Origin of the sequence: Vibrio crassostreae 9ZC13, from assembly GCF_000272045.2 — a bacterium.
In the GTDB taxonomy this organism is placed as follows: Bacteria; Pseudomonadota; Gammaproteobacteria; order Enterobacterales; family Vibrionaceae; genus Vibrio; species Vibrio crassostreae_C.
This window is the reverse complement of the sequence record NZ_AJYZ02000019.1, coordinates 1,463,291-1,483,800: the sequence shown is the minus strand read 5'-3', so window position 1 is coordinate 1,483,800 and position 20,510 is coordinate 1,463,291. Positions and strand designations below refer to the sequence as shown.

Annotated in this window: 13 protein-coding genes and 1 pseudogene; 8 read left to right on the top strand and 6 right to left on the bottom strand. The window is 44.2% G+C overall.

Annotated elements, in window-relative coordinates; genetic code table 11:
- Nucleotides 1-24: 24 nt before the first annotated feature.
- The 5 genes from A136_RS07790 to A136_RS07770 all read left to right on the top strand — a co-directional run bounded on the left by A136_RS07790 (nt 25) and on the right by A136_RS07770 (nt 7,592).
- The gene (locus A136_RS07790) at nt 25-1,311 is read left to right on the top strand and encodes a sigma-54-dependent transcriptional regulator (protein WP_017065145.1); all 1,287 of its coding nucleotides are present in this window, start codon (nt 25-27) and stop codon (nt 1,309-1,311) included.
- Between the two features lie 112 nt (nt 1,312-1,423).
- Nucleotides 1,424-2,815, top strand: coding sequence for an HlyD family type I secretion periplasmic adaptor subunit (locus tag A136_RS07785; RefSeq protein WP_017061206.1), 1,392 nt, complete (start codon nt 1,424-1,426; stop codon nt 2,813-2,815).
- Nucleotides 2,816-2,874: 59 nt separating this feature from the next.
- Nucleotides 2,875-3,543 (top strand): transglutaminase-like cysteine peptidase, encoded by a 669-nt coding sequence (locus tag A136_RS07780; protein ID WP_019823329.1) that lies wholly within the window; start codon nt 2,875-2,877, stop codon nt 3,541-3,543.
- 5 nt (nt 3,544-3,548) lie between these two features.
- Nucleotides 3,549-5,459, top strand: a complete 1,911-nt coding sequence (locus A136_RS07775) for a bifunctional diguanylate cyclase/phosphodiesterase (protein ID WP_017061208.1) — start codon at nt 3,549-3,551, stop codon at nt 5,457-5,459.
- A gap of 18 nt (nt 5,460-5,477) precedes the next feature.
- Nucleotides 5,478-7,592, top strand: a complete 2,115-nt coding sequence (locus A136_RS07770; RefSeq protein WP_017065144.1) for a type I secretion system permease/ATPase — start codon at nt 5,478-5,480, stop codon at nt 7,590-7,592.
- 124 nt (nt 7,593-7,716) lie between these two features.
- Here A136_RS07770 and A136_RS07765 read toward each other — a convergent pair whose 3' ends face one another.
- The 4 genes from A136_RS07765 to A136_RS07750 all read right to left on the bottom strand — a co-directional run bounded on the left by A136_RS07765 (nt 7,717) and on the right by A136_RS07750 (nt 14,191).
- Nucleotides 7,717-9,387, bottom strand: coding sequence for a DUF342 domain-containing protein (locus A136_RS07765; RefSeq protein WP_017065143.1), 1,671 nt, complete (start codon nt 9,385-9,387; stop codon nt 7,717-7,719).
- A 419-nt stretch (nt 9,388-9,806) separates the two neighbouring features.
- Nucleotides 9,807-11,900 (bottom strand): GNAT family N-acetyltransferase, encoded by a 2,094-nt coding sequence (locus tag A136_RS07760; RefSeq protein ID WP_017065142.1) that lies wholly within the window; start codon nt 11,898-11,900, stop codon nt 9,807-9,809.
- Nucleotides 11,901-11,993: 93 nt separating this feature from the next.
- On the bottom strand, nt 11,994-12,968 hold the full coding sequence (locus A136_RS07755; RefSeq protein ID WP_017065141.1) for a ParB/RepB/Spo0J family partition protein: 975 nt from the start codon (nt 12,966-12,968) through the stop codon (nt 11,994-11,996).
- A gap of 5 nt (nt 12,969-12,973) precedes the next feature.
- Entirely contained in the window at nt 12,974-14,191 is a 1,218-nt protein-coding gene (locus A136_RS07750; RefSeq protein WP_017061213.1) for a ParA family protein, read from the bottom strand.
- A 1,260-nt stretch (nt 14,192-15,451) separates the two neighbouring features.
- Between A136_RS07750 and A136_RS07745 the strand changes: the two genes are divergently transcribed.
- Nucleotides 15,452-17,431, top strand: coding sequence for a replication initiator protein RctB domain-containing protein (locus A136_RS07745; RefSeq protein ID WP_017065140.1), 1,980 nt, complete (start codon nt 15,452-15,454; stop codon nt 17,429-17,431).
- A 380-nt stretch (nt 17,432-17,811) separates the two neighbouring features.
- Here the strand turns inward: A136_RS07745 and A136_RS07740 are convergent, their stop codons facing one another.
- Both A136_RS07740 and A136_RS07735 read right to left on the bottom strand, forming a co-directional pair.
- Nucleotides 17,812-18,330, bottom strand: a complete 519-nt coding sequence (locus A136_RS07740) for a hypothetical protein (RefSeq protein ID WP_017061216.1) — start codon at nt 18,328-18,330, stop codon at nt 17,812-17,814.
- Nucleotides 18,327-19,214: pseudogene (locus A136_RS07735) on the bottom strand (ABC transporter ATP-binding protein). Before A136_RS07735 ends, A136_RS07740 begins: the two are co-directional and overlap by 4 nt.
- A gap of 185 nt (nt 19,215-19,399) precedes the next feature.
- Here A136_RS07735 and A136_RS07730 point away from each other — a divergent pair.
- A complete protein-coding gene (locus A136_RS07730) occupies nt 19,400-19,594 on the top strand; it encodes a hypothetical protein (protein ID WP_017061218.1) in 195 nt (64 codons plus the stop codon).
- Nucleotides 19,595-19,783: 189 nt separating this feature from the next.
- A complete protein-coding gene (locus A136_RS07725) occupies nt 19,784-20,344 on the top strand; it encodes an NADAR family protein (protein WP_032546895.1) in 561 nt (186 codons plus the stop codon).
- Nucleotides 20,345-20,510: the final 166 nt, after the last annotated feature.

Genomic DNA, 20,510 nt, shown 5'->3' with positions numbered 1-20,510 from the left:
CTAAGGAATCAGCTTTTGCACTCTATGCCTAAACTCTATTTTGTCGACGATGAACCCGCCATTCGAGACTCGGTAGAACAAGCCATGCTCATTGAAGGTATCGATATCGTCGGCTTTCCCAATGCTATTGAGGCATTAAAGAAAATAGATACCACGCAAGCCGGAATTGTCATCACCGATATTCACATGCCGGTAATGGATGGCATTCAATTAACGCAAAAGTTGCTGAGCCAAAATCCTCATTTTCAGGTCATCGTACTTACCGGACATGGTGACGTGCAAACCGCGGTATCAGCGATGAAAGCCGGTGCTTACGATTTTCTGGAAAAGCCATTTGTAGTCGATGCCCTACTCACTGCCGTTAAAAAAGCCGCAGATAAGCTCGCACTGGTTGAAGAGAACAACCTATTGCGTAAAGAGTTGGCAATGCAAAATCAGGTTGGCCCGAAACTGATTGGTCAATCACCATCAATGCAGGCATTACGCCGAGAATTGATCACCCTAGATACCAAAACCAACCCACTTCTATTGTTTGTTGGTGATTTAGGGACGGGGAAAAGGGTCACTGCACAATACACCCATGATTTACACAGTCATCAAACCGCAGAGCTTTGCCCTGTCGCGGCGTTTAATTTGCCACGCAGTGACGAAGCGACATTCCATCAGTTTATTTTGCAACTGTTCTTGAAGCATCAAGGTGGAACACTCTATATCCATGAAACAGAAGCGTTAACTTCGCAGCAATGGCTATGGTTAGCCGCTCTAAAACCCACTCTACTTCGTGAAAACTCATGCAAGACCAATGCAACTTGTATCATTATCGCAACTACAGTAGTTCCTACTACAATTACAGGTGAACTGCGCCGATTTAATTTACTACCCTTGGCGCAAAGAACGGAAGATATTGGCTCTTTGTTCAAACACTTTGCTCGTGGTGCAGCCAGTCGCTATCAACTGCCGCCACCCGTGATTACAGAAAAAGAGATCCAGAGACTCATTGCAACGCATTGGACGGAGAACATTCGTCAGCTTCGCCAACATGCTGAACTCAGAGTGCTGACTCAAATTAAGCAGCCGTCGCTCGACAACGATACTAATGAGCAAAATGAACTCGATATGAGCATTGAAGAGCAACAACAGTCGTTAAACCAACGCACCGATAGCTTTGAACAAATTATCTTGATTGAGGCACTACATCGCCATCAAGGTCGTTTAAAAGAAGTACAACAAGAGCTGCAGGTATCGCGAAAAACACTGTATGACAAACTAAGAAAGCACCAACTCGATAAAACAGATTTCAAGAACCGATAAGTCTTAAAAAATATATAAATTCAAAGATTTAAATGAGCAAAATCTTAACATTTATCAAAAGTAAGAATACACTCAATAGGCTTGCACTTTTATTTAGCGAACAAGGACTGTTATGAGTCAGAAAAATTTCAGCAAATTGAACGAGACCGAGCTTGAGTATGTCGATGATAAAACAGCGGCACTACTCCTCAATACGCCCACCAGTGCGCGAATTATGTTGTGGGTGATCGTTCTGTTTTTTATTGCTGCTATTGGGTGGTCTGCATGGGCAGAGATCGACAAAGTTACCGTTGGCCAAGGCAAAGTGATCCCCTCCTCTCAGATCCAAGTGGTACAAAACCTTGAAGGTGGCTTGGTTAAAGAAATCTTAGTTAAAGAAGGCCAACGCGTTCAAAAAGGTCAACAACTGCTGTTAATCGATGATACACGATTCCGTTCTGATTTCCGCGAACGTGAACAACAAGTCGCGAACTTGACCGCCAACGTGTTAATGCTTTCCGCTTCCCTGACCAGTGTTGTCATCAATGAAGAATTCTCTGAAAAAGAATGGAAGAAAAGTGTCACTCTCGATTATGGCAAGCTTGCGTTCCCACCTAAATTCTATGAACTTCAACCTCAACTGGTTAATCGTCAAAAAGCAGAATACCGTCAAGATCTCAATAATCTGAGAAACCAGCTTTCCGTTTTTGATCAACAAGTTGAACAGAAACAGCAAGACCTAGTTGAGATTAAAGCGCGTGTTCGAAACCTAAAACAGAGCTACCAGTTTGCTCGCCAAGAACTGGATATCACCAAACCTCTCGCCGATGAAGGGGTGGTACCACGAATTGAATTACTTAAACTGCAAAGACAAGTGAACGACACTCGCCGAGAAATGACTTCGAGCGAGCTAAAAATTCCTCTTTTACGCTCAGCAATCAAAGAATCCATGCTCAGCCGTATTGACGCCGCACTGAACTTCCGCTCCGAACAACAAGAAAAACTCAATCAAGCCCAAGACAAGCTCTCTGCAATGACCGAATCTGCCGTTGGCCTAGAAGACAGAGTAAACCGTACCGTGGTGGTTTCTCCTGTAACAGGCACAGTTAAAACATTGGGTATTAATACTGTCGGCGGGGTTATCCAACCGGGTATGGACATCGTTGAGATTGTACCAACAGAAGACTCTCTATTGGTTGAAGCGAAAATCGCCCCGCAAGATATCGCGTTCCTACGCCCAGAATTGACTGCCATCGTTAAATTCAGTGCTTATGACTTCACTAAGTACGGTGGTCTAGAAGGCGTGTTAGAGCACATCAGTGCCGATACCACTCAAGATGAAGAAGGCAATAGCTTCTATATCGTGCGCGTGCGCACCGAAAAACACAATTTTGGACAGAACGAAGAGTTGCCAATCATTCCAGGTATGACCGCCTCTGTCGATATCATCACGGGTAAAAGAACCGTGCTTGAGTACATGTTGAAGCCACTATTAAGCGCTCAAAACAATGCACTAAAAGAGTAATGACGTTTGATGTTTGATAACGCCTTTCAATACACAGCAAATAGACAAGAGCAGAGGCTATGAAGTCTCGGATTTCGCTATTGCTGCTGGTCCTCACCTCTTTCACCTCTGTGGCGCTCAACAAGAGCGACCAACGGTGGATAGATGCAGTGACCAAAACCTACGGCGATAGAGCCGGAAAGCGAGTGGCAACATGGCGCTCAAATATGACGTCATACGACGGATTAAGTGAAAAAGAGAAGCTCAGGTCGGTGAACCAGTTCTTCAACCAGATGTACTTTGTCGATGACAACATACTGTGGGGAAAGAATGATTACTGGGCAACACCACTGGAATTTTTAGGCAGCAACGCCGGTGATTGTGAAGACTTCACAATCGCAAAATACTTCTCTTTGCTTGAACTGGGCGTCCCAGATAAGAAATTACGATTAGTGTACGTAAAAGCACTGGAACTAAACCAGTTCCACATGGTGTTAGCTTACTACTCAACACCGAGTGCAGAGCCATTAATTTTGGACAACTTAAACCCTGAAATTAAACGCGGTTCCAAACGCCCAGATCTAAGACCAATTTACAGTTTTAACGGTAAAAACCTTTGGTTGATCAAGTCGGCAGCAGGCAGCGGCAAGTTGGCAGGGAAATCTTCAAGATTGAGCTTATGGAACGACTTACGTTCACGTGAGCGCTCTCTAAAATTAAACAAACCCATTATCAATTACGATGAGTAGGTACAATGACTTTATATAAACAGCTTGTGGTCGGGATGGTTGCAGTGTTCATACTGCTGATGACGTCAGTTTTTATGATCGAATTCAATACCACCCGTGGATACTTAGAGGAGCAGCAACGCTCTGAGGTAAGTAATACCATTAATACTGTTGGACTGGCTCTCGCCCCTTACCTAGAAGAAAAGGACAAGGTGGCAGTGGAGTCTGTTATCAACGCCCTGTTTGATGGCAGTTCTTACTCAGTCGTTCGATTGATCTTTCTCGATAGCGGTGAAGACATTCTCCGCTCATACCCTGTAAAGCCAACTGGCGTACCAGAGTGGTTTACCAACCTAAACCTGTTCGAGCCTGTTCATGACCGCCGCGTGATCACCAGTGGCTGGATGCAATTGGCCGAGGTCGAGATCGTAAGTCACCCAGGCCCTGCCTACGATCAACTTTGGCAAGCATTCATCCGCTTACTGAGCATATTTGGCACGATCTTCTTGCTCGGTTTGGTGTCTATCTCTTGGATCCTTAAGCGCGCTTTACGCCCGCTCTCGTTGATCATTACCAAGATGGATCAGATCGCCAAGAATCAGTTTGGCGAACCTCTGGCTCGTCCAAAGACAAAAGATCTCACCTTGGTTGTCGATGGTATCAACCACATGTCGACTCAAGTTGAACTGGCATTTAAAAACCAAGCGAAAGAAGCTCAGAAGTTACGTGAAAGAGCATATATCGACCCTGTATCTCAGCTAGGTAACCGTGCTTACTACATGTCTCAGTTAACTCAATGGTTAGAGGAGTCGAGCTTAGGTGGTTTAGCGGTACTTAAAGCGGAGTTTATCAGTGAAGAGTACGATGAAAAGGGCTATCAAGAAGGTGATGCCTTGGTTCATCAACTGGCTGAACAGCTGCAAGCTTCAATTTCATCTCCAGATATCACCATCGCTCGTATTTCTAGTGACGAGTTCGGTTTCATCATGCCAAACATTGATGAGAGCGAACTGAAACTTGTCGCGAGCAGCATCGTAAACTGTATCCAGAGCCTAGGTTCAGACCCAACAGGCACTGCGAATCCACATATTGCTCTTGGTGTGACCTACAGCAACAAGCGTAAAACCAGTACTGAAATCATGTCGCTGGTGGATAACGCACTCTCAAGTGCCAAGGCGAATCGAGAACTTGCTTACGGCTACGTAACCGCAGACGATCACGGCGCAGTGATGGGCAAACAACAATGGCGTATGTTGGTTGAAGAAGCGATCATCAACGACCTCATTACCTTCCGTTTGCAGGCTGCAAACAATGCCTTTGGTAAAACGTATCACCAAGAGGTGTTCTCTGCGATTGAAAAAGATGGCGTGCGTTACGGTGCTAACCAGTATCTATACGCGCTAGAACAGCTTGAAATGAGCCACATTCTCGACCAATACGTTATTGAGAAGATGGTTGAAAAGCTCAATGCAAAAGAAGTAACCAGCCCAGTCGCTATTAATCTCTCGCCAAGCAGTATATCTCAACCAAGCTTCATCCGTTGGATCGGTAAGACGCTTGAACAGAATGCTTCAATCGCTCACCTGTTGCACTTTGAGATTCCAGAAAACTGCTTCATCAACGTTCCGCACTACACGGCACTATTGTGTAACACCATTCGCAACGCTGAAGCGGTGTTTGGTGTCGATAACTACGGACGTAACTTCCAATCACTGGATTACATCAACGAATACCGTCCAAGTTATGTGAAACTAGATTACCTGTTCACACATAACCTTGATGACGAAAAACAGAAGTTCACCTTAACATCGATCTCTAGAACCGCTCACAACCTAGGCGTCACCACCATCGCGTCTCGAATAGAAACTCAGACTCAGCTAGATATCCTGTCTGATAACTACGTAGAAGTGTTCCAAGGCTTCATTGTTGATAAATAGTTGTAAGGGTTATATCACATGCAAGATCCACTATTGAACTCACTGATCTACGTTAGCCGGTATTACGGGTTAGCTAACTCGCCCGAAGCGTTGATCAATGGGCTACCACTATCAGACGGAAAGCTAACCCCTTTCCTATTCCCTCGTTCTGCTGAACGAGCAGGATTGGTGGCAAAAGAAAACCGTTCCGACTTAGAAAAGATTCCTCACCTGATACTGCCTGCTGTCTTACTGCTTAAACAAGGCGAGGCGTGCGTTCTCAACAGCATTGATTTAGAGAAGCAAGAAGCGGAAATCATTACTGCAGAAAGCGGAATGGTGCCAATCATCATTCCTGTCGAAGAGCTGAAAGAACAATTCATCGGCCGCTACTTCTTGGTAAAGAAACAGTTCCGCTATGATGAACGTTCACCAGAGGTTCTAAAAACACGTAAAGGGCATTGGTTTTGGAGCACGATTTGGGAATCTAAAAACATCTACCGAGATGTGTTGATCGCCTCGATTCTGATCAACATCTTCGCAATTGCCGCGCCGATGTTCACTCGCTTGGTGTACGACAAAGTAGTCCCTAACCTCGCCTTTGAAACTTTGTGGGTGCTAGCGAGTGGTATCTTTGTCGTGTTCCTATTCGATTTGCTGCTCAAATTGATGCGAAGCTACTTCATTGATGTTGCCGGTAAGAAATCCGATATTCTCATTTCCTCCAAGCTGTTCAGTAAAGTACTGGGGATTCGTATGGAAGCGAAGCCTGCTTCCGTCGGTGCTTTCGCTAAAAACTTGCAAGAGTTCGAATCCATTCGTGAATTCTTTACCTCTGCAACCATTGGCTCGTTAATCGACTTACCGTTCGCACTGATGTTCTTAGCGCTAATTTGGCTAATGGCTGGAAACCTTGTATTCGTTCCCGTTGCTGGCGTGGTCATTTTGATCGTCTATGCATTGCTAATCCAAGGCCCACTGCGCCGCACCATTGAAGAAGGCTCTCGTCTTGCTTCGCAGAAGTACGCAAACTTGATTGAGAGTTTGGCAGGGTTAGAGACGGTTAAGCTGTTCAGCGCGCAAAGTCAATTCCAATTCCGTTGGGAAGAAGCCGTTGCTCACATGGCGAATTGGAATATCAAAAGCCGACGCATCACTGACAGCATCCAAAACACCGCCGGCTTTGTTCAGCAAAGTACTAACGTTGGTATGATCATCTTTGGCGTGTATCTAATTGCAGAAGGTGAACTTACGATGGGTGGCTTGATCGCAGCAACCATGTTGAGCGGCCGAGCGATTGGCCCGCTTGTTCAGCTGTCTTTGCTTTCGACTCGTTACAACCAAGCAAAGTCATCAATGACTCTGATTGAGCAAGTGATGTCGATGCCTGATGAACAAGAAGAAGGTAAACGCTACATTCACCGTCCGATTATTCAGGGCCATATCGCGCTAGATAAAGTGACGTTCCACTACCCAGATTCACCAGTGGCTTCAATTAGAGACTTAACCCTCAATATTAGTCCTGGTGAGAAAGTAGCAATCATTGGTCGTATTGGTTCAGGTAAAACCACACTAGAACGTCTGATTATGGGCCTGTACAAGCCCACAGAAGGCCATGTACGTATTGATGAAACGGATATGGAGCAACTGCATCATGTCGACGTACGACGCAATATAGGTTGTGTTCCGCAAGACAGTAACCTGTTCTACGGTTCAGTAAGAGACAACATTACTTTAGGTCGTCCTTTGGTGGATGACCGTGACGTGATGGATGCAGCAAACCGTGCAGGGGTAACCGCGTTTACTCAACAAGATCCTGCAGGTTTGGAACGCCAAGTGGGTGAAGGTGGTGCCTTGCTGTCTGGTGGTCAACGTCAGTCAATTGCCATTGCTAGAGCCTTCCTTGGCCGTCCGCCAGTGTTGTTGATGGATGAGCCGACCAGTGCTATGGATAACCGTTCAGAGATGCACATCAAACACCAACTTAACCAATTGCTACCAAGCGAGACGTTAATTCTGATTACACACAAAACGTCGATGTTGGACATTGTCGATCGAGTGATCGTAATGGAGAAAGGCTGCATCATTGCAGATGGTCCTAAAGCACAGGTTCTTTCAGACCTTAAACAAGGCCGAGTGAGAGCGGTTAGCTAAAACGCGCAATCCACCTAAATAAATCATTATCAGTAGAAAGCAAAAGGGGAGCATCAACTCCCCTTTTTCTATTTGTCAGTATCGACACCTAGACAATACGTCACTTTGTGTTCAGCACAAAAGTCTACAAAGCAATATCCTCTTGCTCCATCTTAAACGAACATTGGATCTCGTATTGGTTGAATGAGAAAACACTTCCGCCGTGGGTCCGCTTGGTTGTGACTGTCTCATCACCAAATTGAATCGTCACTCGGGTATACACTTTTTCGTGTACCTCTACCGTGCATTCAGCAAGATTGGTTTCAAACTCTGCTTCGAGTGTATCTAACTGCGACTTTGTGTTTTCAATTGCGAGGTTATTCTTCTCACGTTGCTGCTCAATTTCTAGGGCTTGCTCTTCGCTTCTCTCGGCTTTCGGGCGCTTCTTAAATTCTAACTCTTGGCGAATTACACCCATGGTTTGCTCTTGCGTATGTTTATAAGTTTCCTTCAGCTCGGCTATCTTTTGGCGGTAGCCATCGTAGCGCGCAAAACCATGTACCTTGGTGGCGGTATCTCCCTCAACGCCTAAGAAGACACATTCGACCTTTCCGCCGACTTTGGCTTCACCACCGCTGAGCGTGCCGTGTTTTTTCAAACTGTCCATCACGATAAGGTTGTTACCACAGCGAATGTCATTACTCATACTGTGCACACCAAGTCGAAGGTCATTGGCCGTTTGTAGCTCAGCATTCTGTGCGTAACTTGCGGTGATAGAACCTTTGCTAAGTACTTTACAACTTTTTGGCTCACTCTCTTTAGTCGTGTGGCCGATAATGCCTTTGGCGACTTTGATATCCCCCTGGGCTTGAACTTCGGCCGATTCGATAAAGCCACCAACCGTAACACTTCCGGTCGCCTTGACGATCATACCCGGCTCGATGTTGCCAGAGACAAACACATTACCTTTAAATTTAACGTGCCCAGTTGAGACATCGACGTTGCTGACACATAAGGCGTCATCCACTTCGATGGTTCGATCTTTAATGATGGGCAATCCAGGGTGTGAGGCGAGTAGTAAATTGGGATCTTCAGGGGAGATGTAGGTGCCCTTTCCAGGCTTGATTAAACTGTCTTGTCCAGGAAGCGGTGGGATAATTCGGCCTTGAACGGTAAAGCCAGCGATACCTTTGGTAGCGGGGGTACGTTTCATTAAGTGATCATTTTGACCAACGGTAATGGTTTGTCCCAAGTCTCGCATATCAATCTTGCCTTCGTCTTTGCTGCGAGGCTTCAAGACTTGGCGAGTAATGTCTTCAACCAAAGCGGCAAACTTAGCGTCTTTACCTTTTACTGGTTGTGTCCCTTTAGCTACGGGCTGAGTAAACTTTTCACCGGACTTAAGTTTGCTACTCATCATCAGAACCTTTCTGAGCGCTAACTTATTTATTCCTTTTGTTATTTGAGCTTGAGATAAACACTGAATGATGTCGCTGCCACGCAGCGGGTGTCCATTGTAGGGACCAGTGACCACGAGACTCGCCAACATCTCATCATCAGACAGTTCGACCGCAACAGTGGCATTTCGAACTTCGGCAATCAAGATTCCTTCATAAGCTTCACCCTTACCTTCTTTAGCAAGAGTAACGAAACGCAACACCTCTTCTTCGAAAAGAAAATAGTTTGATGCATTCAAAGCTTCCAAGGTTGGTGGCAGCGTCTTGTTATCAAAGCTTGCGTCAACCACAGTCCCGGTTGGCAGACATGCCATTACTTGTTGCTTGTCTTCCGACAATGTAACGATGTTATCCCACATTCGAATTGAGTATCCCTAATGACTCAGTTGTTATTCAGTCTATATAATTCATTCTGCGCTGAGTATCACATTATTAGAATAATCAGCGTCACATCACTTACTTTCGATTCTGCAAACATGACTCATAAATAAGACTTACACATTTTATGATCTGCTTCGCCTTTACAAATACATAGGAAAATTTTTTCAGAATATTTCGTGCGATTGAATGTTGATTCGATGTAGGGCTAGATAGTAAAGGCGAATAGCTTTAGAAGATTAAAGGCTGTAGTGGAGAGATGAAACAGAAGTGATGTAACAGATAATCAGGGTAAAAACGGATTTGAATATGGAGCTTCAGTTTACAGTGTAAATCCAAGATTCTAATTTACACTGTAAATCTAATTTGTAGCGGTCAGTCTATTTAAATGATGGCTAGCCTATTTACACTGTAAATTTGCTAGCAAAACATCGACATCTTTACGAAACTGAATCTCTGCTTGTTTACGACCAACAAGATTAAACTGTTCAACACAAGTCCCCCACTCTTTCTGCTGAACAACCTTTGCGATGAGTAAGTCAGAAATACCTATGTTTCGATCGTTACTGAGTAGAATCAAGTTCAGTACGCTGAAGCTGATCGCATCATAACTGTTGCCACCGTTCACGTAATTTCTAACTAACTGAGTTTCAAACTCACTAACGGTGTGAACACTCTTTGGCAGCAGAGCTCGCACCATATCGGTTTCAAGTGAAACCAAAGAACCTGAAACAAGAAAACAGTAGCTACGCTCGAAGTGATTTTGAACTTGGTTTATCCAGCCTTGAGAGTTTGAGTTAAGCGCCTTAACCATCAGAACCGAGTGACAGCCACTGGCCTGATCTCGCTGGTGGCCGATGTGCACAGCTTCAAATTCACTACCACGCCAAAAAGAAATCAATTCGCTGGTCGCGCCAAAGCTTGTCGCCAGATAATCTGCTTGGCTGGTTTGCTGTGATAACTGAGCCAACATCCAACGGCCAATACCCAAACCTTGATGACGTGCTGAAACAGCAATGCGCATAACTCGAAGGCACCGACTGGTCGCCGCCTGAGTACAGCCAAATTGGTTTGCCAGTAATACAGAGGCAAGGTGACCTTGAGGCCTGCGTTTTCCGAGTTGAACTTGAGCAATCAACTCGCTGTCCAAACCACCCTCTTCCGTCACTAACATACAACCTAAACATTTATCTTGCTGCCAAGCGGCGTATAAACGGATTGCTGGATTGTTGAGAAATTGCATTAAGTCATTTGGCGAGGTCTGATAGTGCGCATCCACGAGAAGAGAAAAACATTGTTGTAGCTGCTCAGGATTAGCCAAGCATTCTGATTTTGATAACTCGCCCAAGTTTAATTGGTTGATTGCGTCAGCAGAAAAGCCTTCGATTTCATCAACCGCCGATTCAGTGACTGATGCGTCATTACCAAGTAGGAAGCAATCAAACAACCAAGCTTCTAGCGGATCGTTGCTATTCCAACGAATCGGTTGTTCGAGCTTAAAGCCTTTCCACCCCGGACGATGCTCAGAAAGCCAAGACTCAAACTTAATACCGAACCCTCGCCCACTGCCTTCGTAACCGTGTACCGTGGTCGAAAAAACCATACGGTGATAGATGTCGACCATGGATTTAAGCATCGGAATTGGAATTGTAGCCGCTTCGTCAACAAATAGAAGGTCACAATCGGGCTTGGATTTAAGTAATTCATCTGGCGCGACGAATCTCAAACTTCCCCCTTGATGGCGAATGTGAGTAGCGTTGACCACTTCGCAAGATTCTAACCCTTGGCCAGCATGAGAAAATACCGGCTCTACCGCTTTCACTGAAGGTGCAGTAACAATAATATTAAAACCGTGACGCTCAACTAACAGCTGCGCTGCGGCAATACCCAATGTCGAGCTTTTACCACGCCCTCTATCCGCAGTGAGAATCAAAGGACGTTTACGATGTCCAGACACCACTTTTTTGACTAATTCAACAGCCGTGTTTTGCTGTTCAAATTTATCCAATCCGTTTTGGGCGCTTTGCATCTGAGGAAGAGCGTGAGTTGCTTGAACTACATCGCCGGCTTCATTGTGTTGTGAAACAGAAATCAGTTTATCGAAATGACGTTTTAACCAACGTCGGCCAAAGCTTTCACTATCTTCAGAGGCATTAACTTTTGGCGGCAACACCAACAACAACCCACCACCAACTAACGAACCCAACGCGGCACTAAAACCATTCGCATCAAACTGCTCTCTAAAGTCACAAACAAGAACTTGGCACTCACGACCAAGCAGTTGTTGGCCTTTTTTTACTGGAGCATGAATCACACCTTCAAATGGCGTACCGCCAATCTGGAAGATGCTCGGAGTGAGTGAGTCTTGAAGGAAGGTAAAAACAGCTGAGTTTTGCCAATCAAAATCGCCATCAAAGACCACGCCGTAACGGTGATCGTTATGTTGAGCGATATTAGAAAGTGTATGCAGAAAAGTGTTGGTTGGGTTTGTCATAGTTAGCGTCCAGATTCATCTAAACACAGTTTATCACAGCCAAATAAAAAGCCGCATTAAGCGGCTTTAGAGGAGTAATAAAAAGTCGTCGACTTAGTCGAGCTTCGATTGAACGAAGGCGAGGATTTCTTCCATTGTTGCATCATCAACTTTCTTAAGGTTCAACGCCAAGTTTGAACCCTTGCGGCTGTATGATGCGCGGCCCTTAATAAGCTCAACTTTTGGAGAAGCTTTCTTCGCTGGCGCTGGCGCCAATTCAAGAATCCAACCTTCCAAAGTTTCTGTCACGTCTTTGGTTAGACGAGTTACGCCTTGAGCTTCGCTACGCTGCCATACAAAACCTTCAGAAGCATCACACTTAGTCAGCAGTGTTTGCTGCTGTTCACTCGTCAATCCACCAAACTGCTTGTGTAGTTTAACAATGGTTGGACGACCAAGGTCGCTCACATTTGGGTAAGCTTGTAGCAATTCAAGTGGTAAAGCGGCTGCTTTCAATGCACCACTCACCAAAGCTTCACTGCACTGGAACATTTTCGCCAGTGCTTTCTGGTCTTCAGCTTCGCCTTTATCTAGCTTCGCTTGCATCTCTTTGCCCTTCTCATAAAGAGAAAGCGGTTTATGAGCGTTAGCTACGTCTGATAGGAATTTAGCGTGTTCGCCGTTAATGTTTTCAGCAACATAGATTAGGAACTCTTTGTCAGCCAAAATACATGACATACGACGACGGCTACCATCAAGAACTTCAATCTTACCGTCTTTGTTCTTACGACCAACTGCTGGGTATTGCTGACCACGTTCTTTCAATGTTGTAAGAACATCAGAAAGCGCATGCTCGTTTAAGAAAGATTGCTCACGAGCATTCTCTTCAAAAACAACCGTTCGAGTTGCCACTTCAGCCGCAGGAATTCGAACCAATTCAAATGAAACCAAATCTTCGCCAGCAACAGAAAGCTCAATCACTTGAGCCTGTTCTTTTGCCGCTGTTTGCGCTTCTTGTGGTGTTGCTACGCGACGTTTGTTTGCTTTACCAAATAGCTTTGCATTTAAGTCAGATGTTTTAATTGCCATTGTTGTTATCCCTGATTAAGTGAAGGCCAGTTGCTATGTAATACGCGCTCTAATTCTAGAGCACTTTTTTGTACTGCGTCTTGAGCAACAGCTAGAGTTTTCTTACCGCCCTCAAAGTCGCTTACCGTTAGATCGAAAACCGTGCTGTAAGTGTCAGCACAGGTTTCAAAAGCACGGCTTCTTGGAATGGTTGCCATCATTACTTGATCATTCAACAGGTAGTTCATTTCCGTCAGAACTGACACCTGTTTCTTGTTGTCGTCTTCAAACATGGTTGGCATTAGACGAACAAACTCGAGACCTTTCCAATCATCCGGGAACATTTCGTAAACCGTTGGTAAGTGCTGGAAGAAGTTAACCGTTGAAGCCCAATCCAAACGCTTAGCTGCACATGGAATCAGAAGTGCGTTCGACGCGTACATTGCATTCCATACTAGAGGGTCAACGTGCGGGCCGGTATCAATCATAATCACATCGAAGTCATCGGCGATTTTGTCGATAAGCTTCTCTTTTAACAGACGAACAATATCAAGTGACTGATCTTGTGAAAGGCTTTGCCACGCTTCAGCGTTAAACATCGCATCTTCTGGGAAAGCAGAAATTGTCTTCAGGTTTGGATACTGAGTTGGCAATAGTACGTTCTTACGAAGAAACTCTAGATCGACATCTTGGCCTTCAGGCACGTTGTCCAACATGATATCGACGGCAGAATAGATGCTGTCGTGCTCTGCCCCACTAATTTGTGGATTTAGGAACAGACGCAAAGAGCCCTGTGGGTCCAAGTCAATCAGACAGATACGGTAGCGCTTATCCAAATTCAGAGACAAACAAGCGGCTAAGTGAACTGCTGTCATTGATTTACCCGTACCACCCTTCTGGTTTTGTACGTTGATAATCCATGGCTTATTGTCAGCGTGCTGCTTACGTTCATGGAACTTCGGCACTTCTGCCGCGTCCATCAACATGTGAGCTTCTGTCAATGAAATCGAGTAATGATTAGCGTTGTTCTTTGTGAACTGATGGCCATCAGCTTCAAGTTTAGTGATCGCTTCATCGAGCTTACGACGCGTTAAACCAGAACGAGTCTCCATCATAGCTTTAGACATTGGAGGGAAATGTTCATCACTTCGCTCTTCCAAAATAATCTCAATTCGGTCAGCCTGAACTTGTTGAGTTTGTTCGGCTAGCTGATAGAGCTTATCAATCGTTTGTTCTCTTTTCATTGCCAGTTTCCGTAATGATTAACTAAGTACAAATTGTACAGCGATTAACAACAAACACAACAAAAACATGAACATACATTTATGAGTAAAATCACATAAAATAGACCGCGTTTTTACAATTTGATGAAACATCGCCTTAGACAAACACAAAAATGACTATTTCTATCATGTATAACCATGCTATTTCTAGTCTACATTTTAAATGTTACAGCATCACTTATTTACAATGTAAATGGAATTTCAACGAAAAACCTTCGGAACGATTGAAATACAACCGTAGATTACGGTTGGTGTGATTTGCATTCGAATTTATAGATTTTCAATCCAATAAAAATTAAAAAACACTCAATGACCAAAAAATTCAAAACAGAAGAGAAGATGGGGTGTCAAAAAACAACAGAGGATTGGAACCTAACCGGAAGAATGATCATGGAGCACATCCAGTGTAAGATAATTGATAACGCCAAATTATGAAGCATGATCAAGGCGTAAACTGAGCAATATTGATCCGAGCAACTGCACATTGAAAATGATCAACCTCCGGAAAAATGATCAAGTAAACATAGTTCCGGAAGCATGTAATTTATGAACTAAGTTACGGACAAATGCTTTTGGAATGGGGATTCAACGCCTATAAGGGCTCAATGATTGAAAATTCAATCGACACAGACCAAGAATACACAAACATGACAATTTCATGATCATGCTTCCTAGTTAAGACCCACCCGCTCTAAATACATCAAAGCAATCCATTTCCAGCGGATACAGACTAAATTTTGCACTCAATAGGGTAGGAACGATAAAAAAGTATGCTCTCTTGATCATTGTTCCGATAGATTGGCCACCACAAGTGTCCACTTAGACAAGTCAAAAGCGACTTAGAAACCGATGTTGAATTCCGATCTGTGGATAAGCTGTATAAGTATAATGATCATGCTTTCGAACCAATAATGATCATGCTTACAATGACTTAATGATCATCGTTCTGATGTTCTGTGATCATGCTTTCTTAAGTTTAATGATCATAGTTTCGGAACCTTTATGATCATGCTTTCCAAGGCGGTTTATTTTAATGCTTTAAATTCAGCTACTTATAAGCAAAGTTACGTCCAGATCATTAGATCACTTAATCATTTAAGATCATATTAATCAAAAAGATCAGTTATTTAAAAGCCAATAAATTATCTTTATTTATGATCATTCTTTCTTTATCATTCAGGAACTATAGTGAAATTACGGTTAGTGTGATACGGATCAAAAATGAAACCAGAAGAGAAATTGTTAATTAAGGCACGAAGCCACAAAGATGGTCATTTATTTGAGGTATCTGAAACAGCCGTTGAATGGATAGAACAATATCAACACTTCAAAGGTGTCACCAAAAGCATAGTTGAGCTTCTTAACCTAATTTCACTTCGTGGGTTTAGCAGTAAAGACGGGTACGTTTCCACCACTGAGATTATTGAATCAACCGATGGTCAAGTCACTCGCGCAGCCTTACAGCAAAGGCTGAGAGCTGCAGTTAATATCGGATTGTTCAAACAAATCCCCGTTCGCTTTGAAGAAGGCCTTGCTGGTAAAACCATGTTGCATCGCTTTGTGAACCCAAACCAATTGATATCGGTGCTGGGTGCCACCAGCTTAGTGACAGAAAGCGTGAAGCAAAATGAAAAGCAAAAGCGCTCTAAAGCCCTAGCTCAAACCAAAGTAAACAAGCGCTTACTGAATGAACATGGGTTGAATACCCCACCAACGATGAAAGATGAAGCGGATCAATTCATTGTTTCGCCAACCAATTGGGCGGGGATTATTGATCAAGCGTTAGCGCCACCTAGAACTCGTAAGAGCTACCAGAAATCCATGGTTTCGATCTCTGGTACTCGAGCTGTGATCGAGACAAGATCTTCTAAAAATATCATGACCGTTGACGATCTGATGACGCTATTCGCGTTATTCACTCTCACCGTTCAATATCATGATCATCACCAAGATGATTACCATCTAGACGCGAAACACACGCCAAACAAAACACCACTCTACATCACTGATATTTTGTCTTTACGTGGCAAGAAAGACAGCGGCCCTGCACGTGATTCTATCCGCGACAGTATTGATCGTATCGAATTCACGGATTTCCAACTGCACGAGCTTACAGGTCGTTGGCTTAGTGAGAACATGCCAGAAGGCTTTAAGAGTGATCGTTTCCGATTCTTAGCTAGAACCATTACCGCATCGGAAGAAGCGCCTACAGAAGGCTCTGACGGCGAAATTCGCATTAAACCGAACCTATACATCCTGGTTTGGGAACCTTCGTTCTACGAAGAGCTGCTGACGCGTGACTATTTCTTCCTATTTCCGCCAGAAATCCTGAAGCAACATACCTTGGTTTTCCAAGTGTATTCGTACTTTAGAAGCCGCATGGCACGTCGCCATTCAGATAGCATGTTGCTCAGTGAGCTCAACCAGAAATTGGCGCGTAACATCGATTGGCGTCGTTTCTCGATGGATCTGATCCGCGAGCTCAGAAAATTGGGTGAAGCCGGGGATCAAGAAGATACCTTCCTGGTTAATCTTTGGGGTTATCACTTGACGATCACCGCGTTGATCGAAAAAGGGAAAACGACCGATTATCAGGTAGATATCAAATGTAATGTGGAAGAAGTATTACGTTACTCAAGAGCGCGTACCACTAACGCAGGTAAGCGTAATATGGCACCAACGCTGCCGAACCCACTTCGTAACGAGATGGTGTCTAAGCAGAAGCTGGAAGAGCTGTCTGAGATTATCGACGGTGAGTTTGAGCCAATTCAGCGTAAAGCACCGTCGCCAAGAGGCAAATTGGGACGTCGAGTTAAGCAGCGTAAACACTCTGTTGAGATCAACGCTGATGAGATCATGATTACTCTCTCTAAATATACCTCTGCAGAGGCTCTAGAACGCAGCATAACGGCTTTATCTGCTATGACAGGGCACTCACATGCCTCAATCAAAGAAGAGTGCTCAGAGCTCATTGAGAAGCTTGATTGGTTGAGAGTAGGGGAGGACGTTATCCCATACGAAACACTGAGTCGCTTAATTGAGCTTTACAACGACCGTGACAGCACCAGCAATCGACATCTGTCCATTGAACGTTTGATCTCTGGCTTAGCGGTGCGTCGTAAAGTGTGTAAACAAGTTCATGAAGGCCATTTAGATGAAAACGTGTTCCTTGCGCTCGATGAAATGGCGATTGGGCACTAGTGATTATCCTATCGCAATAAGCCTGTTTTACCGTGGCTGAATGGATAGTTTTGAACACATTAGGTGCTGATTAAAATCGCACCTAACGCTGACAAAGTGATGACAAAGTAACGCATCTAGTTGATTATTATTTATCCCGAATAGACAACCTTTGTCCTTTCTTATGATTAATAGATTGGCTCATATTTTGTTACATCATACTGAATAGATTTTTGCGAGTTCCTAAGGGACTCGCTTTTTTTTGCCTAAAATTCAGTCAATCATTAAAATTCAATAGCTTACAGAGTTAAATGCCGAAGCATGATCAAGGCCAGATCATGCTTTCTACGGATCTAACTCTGATGAGATTCTGATTTGATGTTTGATCGAGAAGAGCTTGATCAGTGGAGATGGCGTTGAATAATGCCTTGATCATCGTTTCGGGGATGGGTTGCCATAAAGCGTACATGCGACTCGATCAATTTTTCAGACTCTGCTTTCCAACGTGGTTCTTGCTGTTGGTTCGTAAACTCCAAAGCCAATACACACAAGTGTTGTAGCCGCTGTGTACACCACTCTTGCAATCCTGCTTCTGATTTTGGGTCACATGACACCGCTTGCAGCTTACTGTAGGCAAACATTAGGTATTGGTAGGCTTTATCTTGATGGCTTGAGCTGCTGGCCTCCTGCGAAGCCAACTCCGGATTCGATGAATCCGCGAGGTGGCGATAGAAAGTAAAGATTCTCAGGCATCCGTCTAGCCAACATGCGATACCTTTGCTCTGCTCATCTGTGATCAATGGCCCCCAGAGCGCATCTGGAGGCGTTAAGATCAAAGGTTCTAACCGGTCCACTTGATCATGCTTTCGGTCTTTGTACCAATCTCCGATCCGCTCTAACCAAGTGTCTAGTTCATTCATGCAACGTTATCCCACTGTTTTAAAAAGTGATTATCAGAAACTTGTTTGATTTCATGCTGTATTTCACTGCTCTGCTCTCGAATACGATCAGCGTCTATTGAATAGTTTGGCTCATTTTTGACGAGTTCGCCAAATGGCAGATCGGGATCTGGTACGGCAGAGATCAACAACTTAGTGTACGGGTGTCGTGGATTGGTTAAGATCGACTGGGTTGATCCCCATTCGACGATCTGTCCTTTGTACATAACCGCTGTCTCTTCTGCGATGTAATGTGCTGTGGCAAGATCGTGGGTTATGTACAAAAAGCCAATCCCCAACTCTTGCTTCATTTTTTGCATCAGGTTCAACACGCCAAGTCGAATCGAAACGTCCAACATCGAGGTGGGTTCGTCAGCAAGAATAACCTCAGCGCCAACGGCCAGTGCTCTCGCTAGGTTAACCCTCTGTCTTTGGCCTCCACTGAGCTCGTGCGGGTATTTGGCGAGCGTTTCGATGGGTAACTCCACCAGCGTTAATAACTCTTTGAGGCGTTCTGTGAGAGCCTGTTTAGTGGCTACCTGTTTATGGATCTTAAGTGGGCGCGTTAAATGGTGCTCAATGGTGTGAGTGGGATTAAGTGAACCAAAGGGGTCTTGAAACACCATTTGCACACGGCTGCGATAATCCAAGACATCTTTACGGCTTTTCAGCGTAGAGATGTCTCTGCCTTTGAACAGTATCTCTCCCTCTGTCGCAGGGTAAACCTTGGTCATCAATCGTGCGCAGGTGCTTTTCCCGCAGCCTGATTCTCCGGCTAAGCCGAAAATCTCGCCTTAGCCTATGTGAAAGCTAACGGATTTGATTGCATTGAAAGAGGGGAAAATGAGAGTTGGATCAAACCACATTTCTTATGGGGAATTTTTTAAATATAATTGCAGAAAATGGCTTTGGCAAAGTTTAAATGAGGCATTTATTAATTAGCTTTGTGAAGCGTCGGAATCATCACACTTCAGTACAGAATTTCTTAACAAGCGAAAAAGCATTTGCTACAGATTACCTGTCCATTACATGGTGCTTTTCGGAGGAAAACATGTCCATTAATTCTATCAACCATGATGAAATGACAAATATTGCAAACAAGTGGGATGCTGAAGAAGAAGTATCTTTCAAACCAGAAAAGAAAATGAAGTCTGCTGAAGCTCGTCGTCGTATCGAGACTCTAAGAGAAATTAGAGAAAGCGGTTTGAGTCTGGAAGAAGCGAGGGAGCTAGGTCTTATTCACTAATAATCCCCATTGCATTTAGAAGGGTGGCACAACGCCACCCTTTGATTGATAATTGTTTTTTCATGTTTCCTATCCAGATTTAATCAACTCCTTGATTCTTTGGCTCACTGTTCTGTTTAGCCTAACCCTTTTGATATTACGCTTTTCAGATGAAAAACACGCACATGGCATACTCTTGAGCTAAGTTGTTTGACAGTCATATTCAACGCCACTAATTTTAAAGTTAAAGCAAAAATATGCGATGTCGTTGGTAAGGAGAAGGCTATGTCTAATTCTGTGGCTCAAGCTAAAGAAGTGCTGTTTTACGAACCCGAAGATCCGAACGGATACCTGTCAAATTTTGCCGCTTGTCCTATCAAGGTAGGTGATCAAGTTTGGGCAACCAGCGAACATTATTATCAAGCGATGAAGTTTGCCTCCGAAGCGCTACGTAATACCATTTTGGAAGCCAGTACACCTGCTGAAGCGTTCTCTTTAAGTCGTGACTACGAAGACCAAGTTCGCGAAGATTGGTATGACATTCGTGTTGAAGTGATGCAGTTTATTGTGACGGAGAAGTTCAGACAGAATCCACAGTTTGCGCTGTTTCTTACCAAGACCGGAGATTCGGTGATCAAAGAACATTCGCACAAAGACCACTTCTGGGGCGATGGCGGCGATGGAACCGGCGAGAACCATTTGGGTAAGATTCTGATGGCAGTGCGTCACCAGCTTCGCACTCAGCAACTGCATTTAATTGCTTCGCACTGATTCGTCGATTCAGATAGCGGCATGCTTATGATTACCCCTTAGACGCATTTAAAAGGCCGCCCTGCTATCTAGTATGAAGCAGGGCGGCCTTTTCGGTTTTAGAGAGTCAGGCATCAACGAGAGTTAACGTACGTGACTAAGCTATCCGTTGCTAAGTTCTAAGTTA

Excerpts from the sequence above, each read along its gene's own strand:
- A136_RS07770 (WP_017065144.1), top strand. The coding sequence starts at position 5,478 with ATGCAAGATCCACTATTGAACTCACTGATCTACGTTAGCCGGTATTAC.
- A136_RS07755 (WP_017065141.1), bottom strand. The coding sequence starts at position 12,968 with ATGGCAATTAAAACATCTGACTTAAATGCAAAGCTATTTGGTAAAGCA.
- A136_RS07760 (WP_017065142.1), bottom strand. The coding sequence starts at position 11,900 with ATGACAAACCCAACCAACACTTTTCTGCATACACTTTCTAATATCGCT.
- A136_RS07775 (WP_017061208.1), top strand. The coding sequence starts at position 3,549 with ATGACTTTATATAAACAGCTTGTGGTCGGGATGGTTGCAGTGTTCATA.
- A136_RS07790 (WP_017065145.1), top strand. The coding sequence starts at position 25 with ATGCCTAAACTCTATTTTGTCGACGATGAACCCGCCATTCGAGACTCG.
- A136_RS07750 (WP_017061213.1), bottom strand. The coding sequence starts at position 14,191 with ATGAAAAGAGAACAAACGATTGATAAGCTCTATCAGCTAGCCGAACAA.
- A136_RS07785 (WP_017061206.1), top strand. The coding sequence starts at position 1,424 with ATGAGTCAGAAAAATTTCAGCAAATTGAACGAGACCGAGCTTGAGTAT.
- A136_RS07765 (WP_017065143.1), bottom strand. The coding sequence starts at position 9,387 with ATGTGGGATAACATCGTTACATTGTCGGAAGACAAGCAACAAGTAATG.
- A136_RS07745 (WP_017065140.1), top strand. The coding sequence starts at position 15,452 with ATGAAACCAGAAGAGAAATTGTTAATTAAGGCACGAAGCCACAAAGAT.
- A136_RS07740 (WP_017061216.1), bottom strand. The coding sequence starts at position 18,330 with ATGAATGAACTAGACACTTGGTTAGAGCGGATCGGAGATTGGTACAAA.
- A136_RS07780 (WP_019823329.1), top strand. The coding sequence starts at position 2,875 with ATGAAGTCTCGGATTTCGCTATTGCTGCTGGTCCTCACCTCTTTCACC.
- A136_RS07730 (WP_017061218.1), top strand. The coding sequence starts at position 19,400 with ATGTCCATTAATTCTATCAACCATGATGAAATGACAAATATTGCAAAC.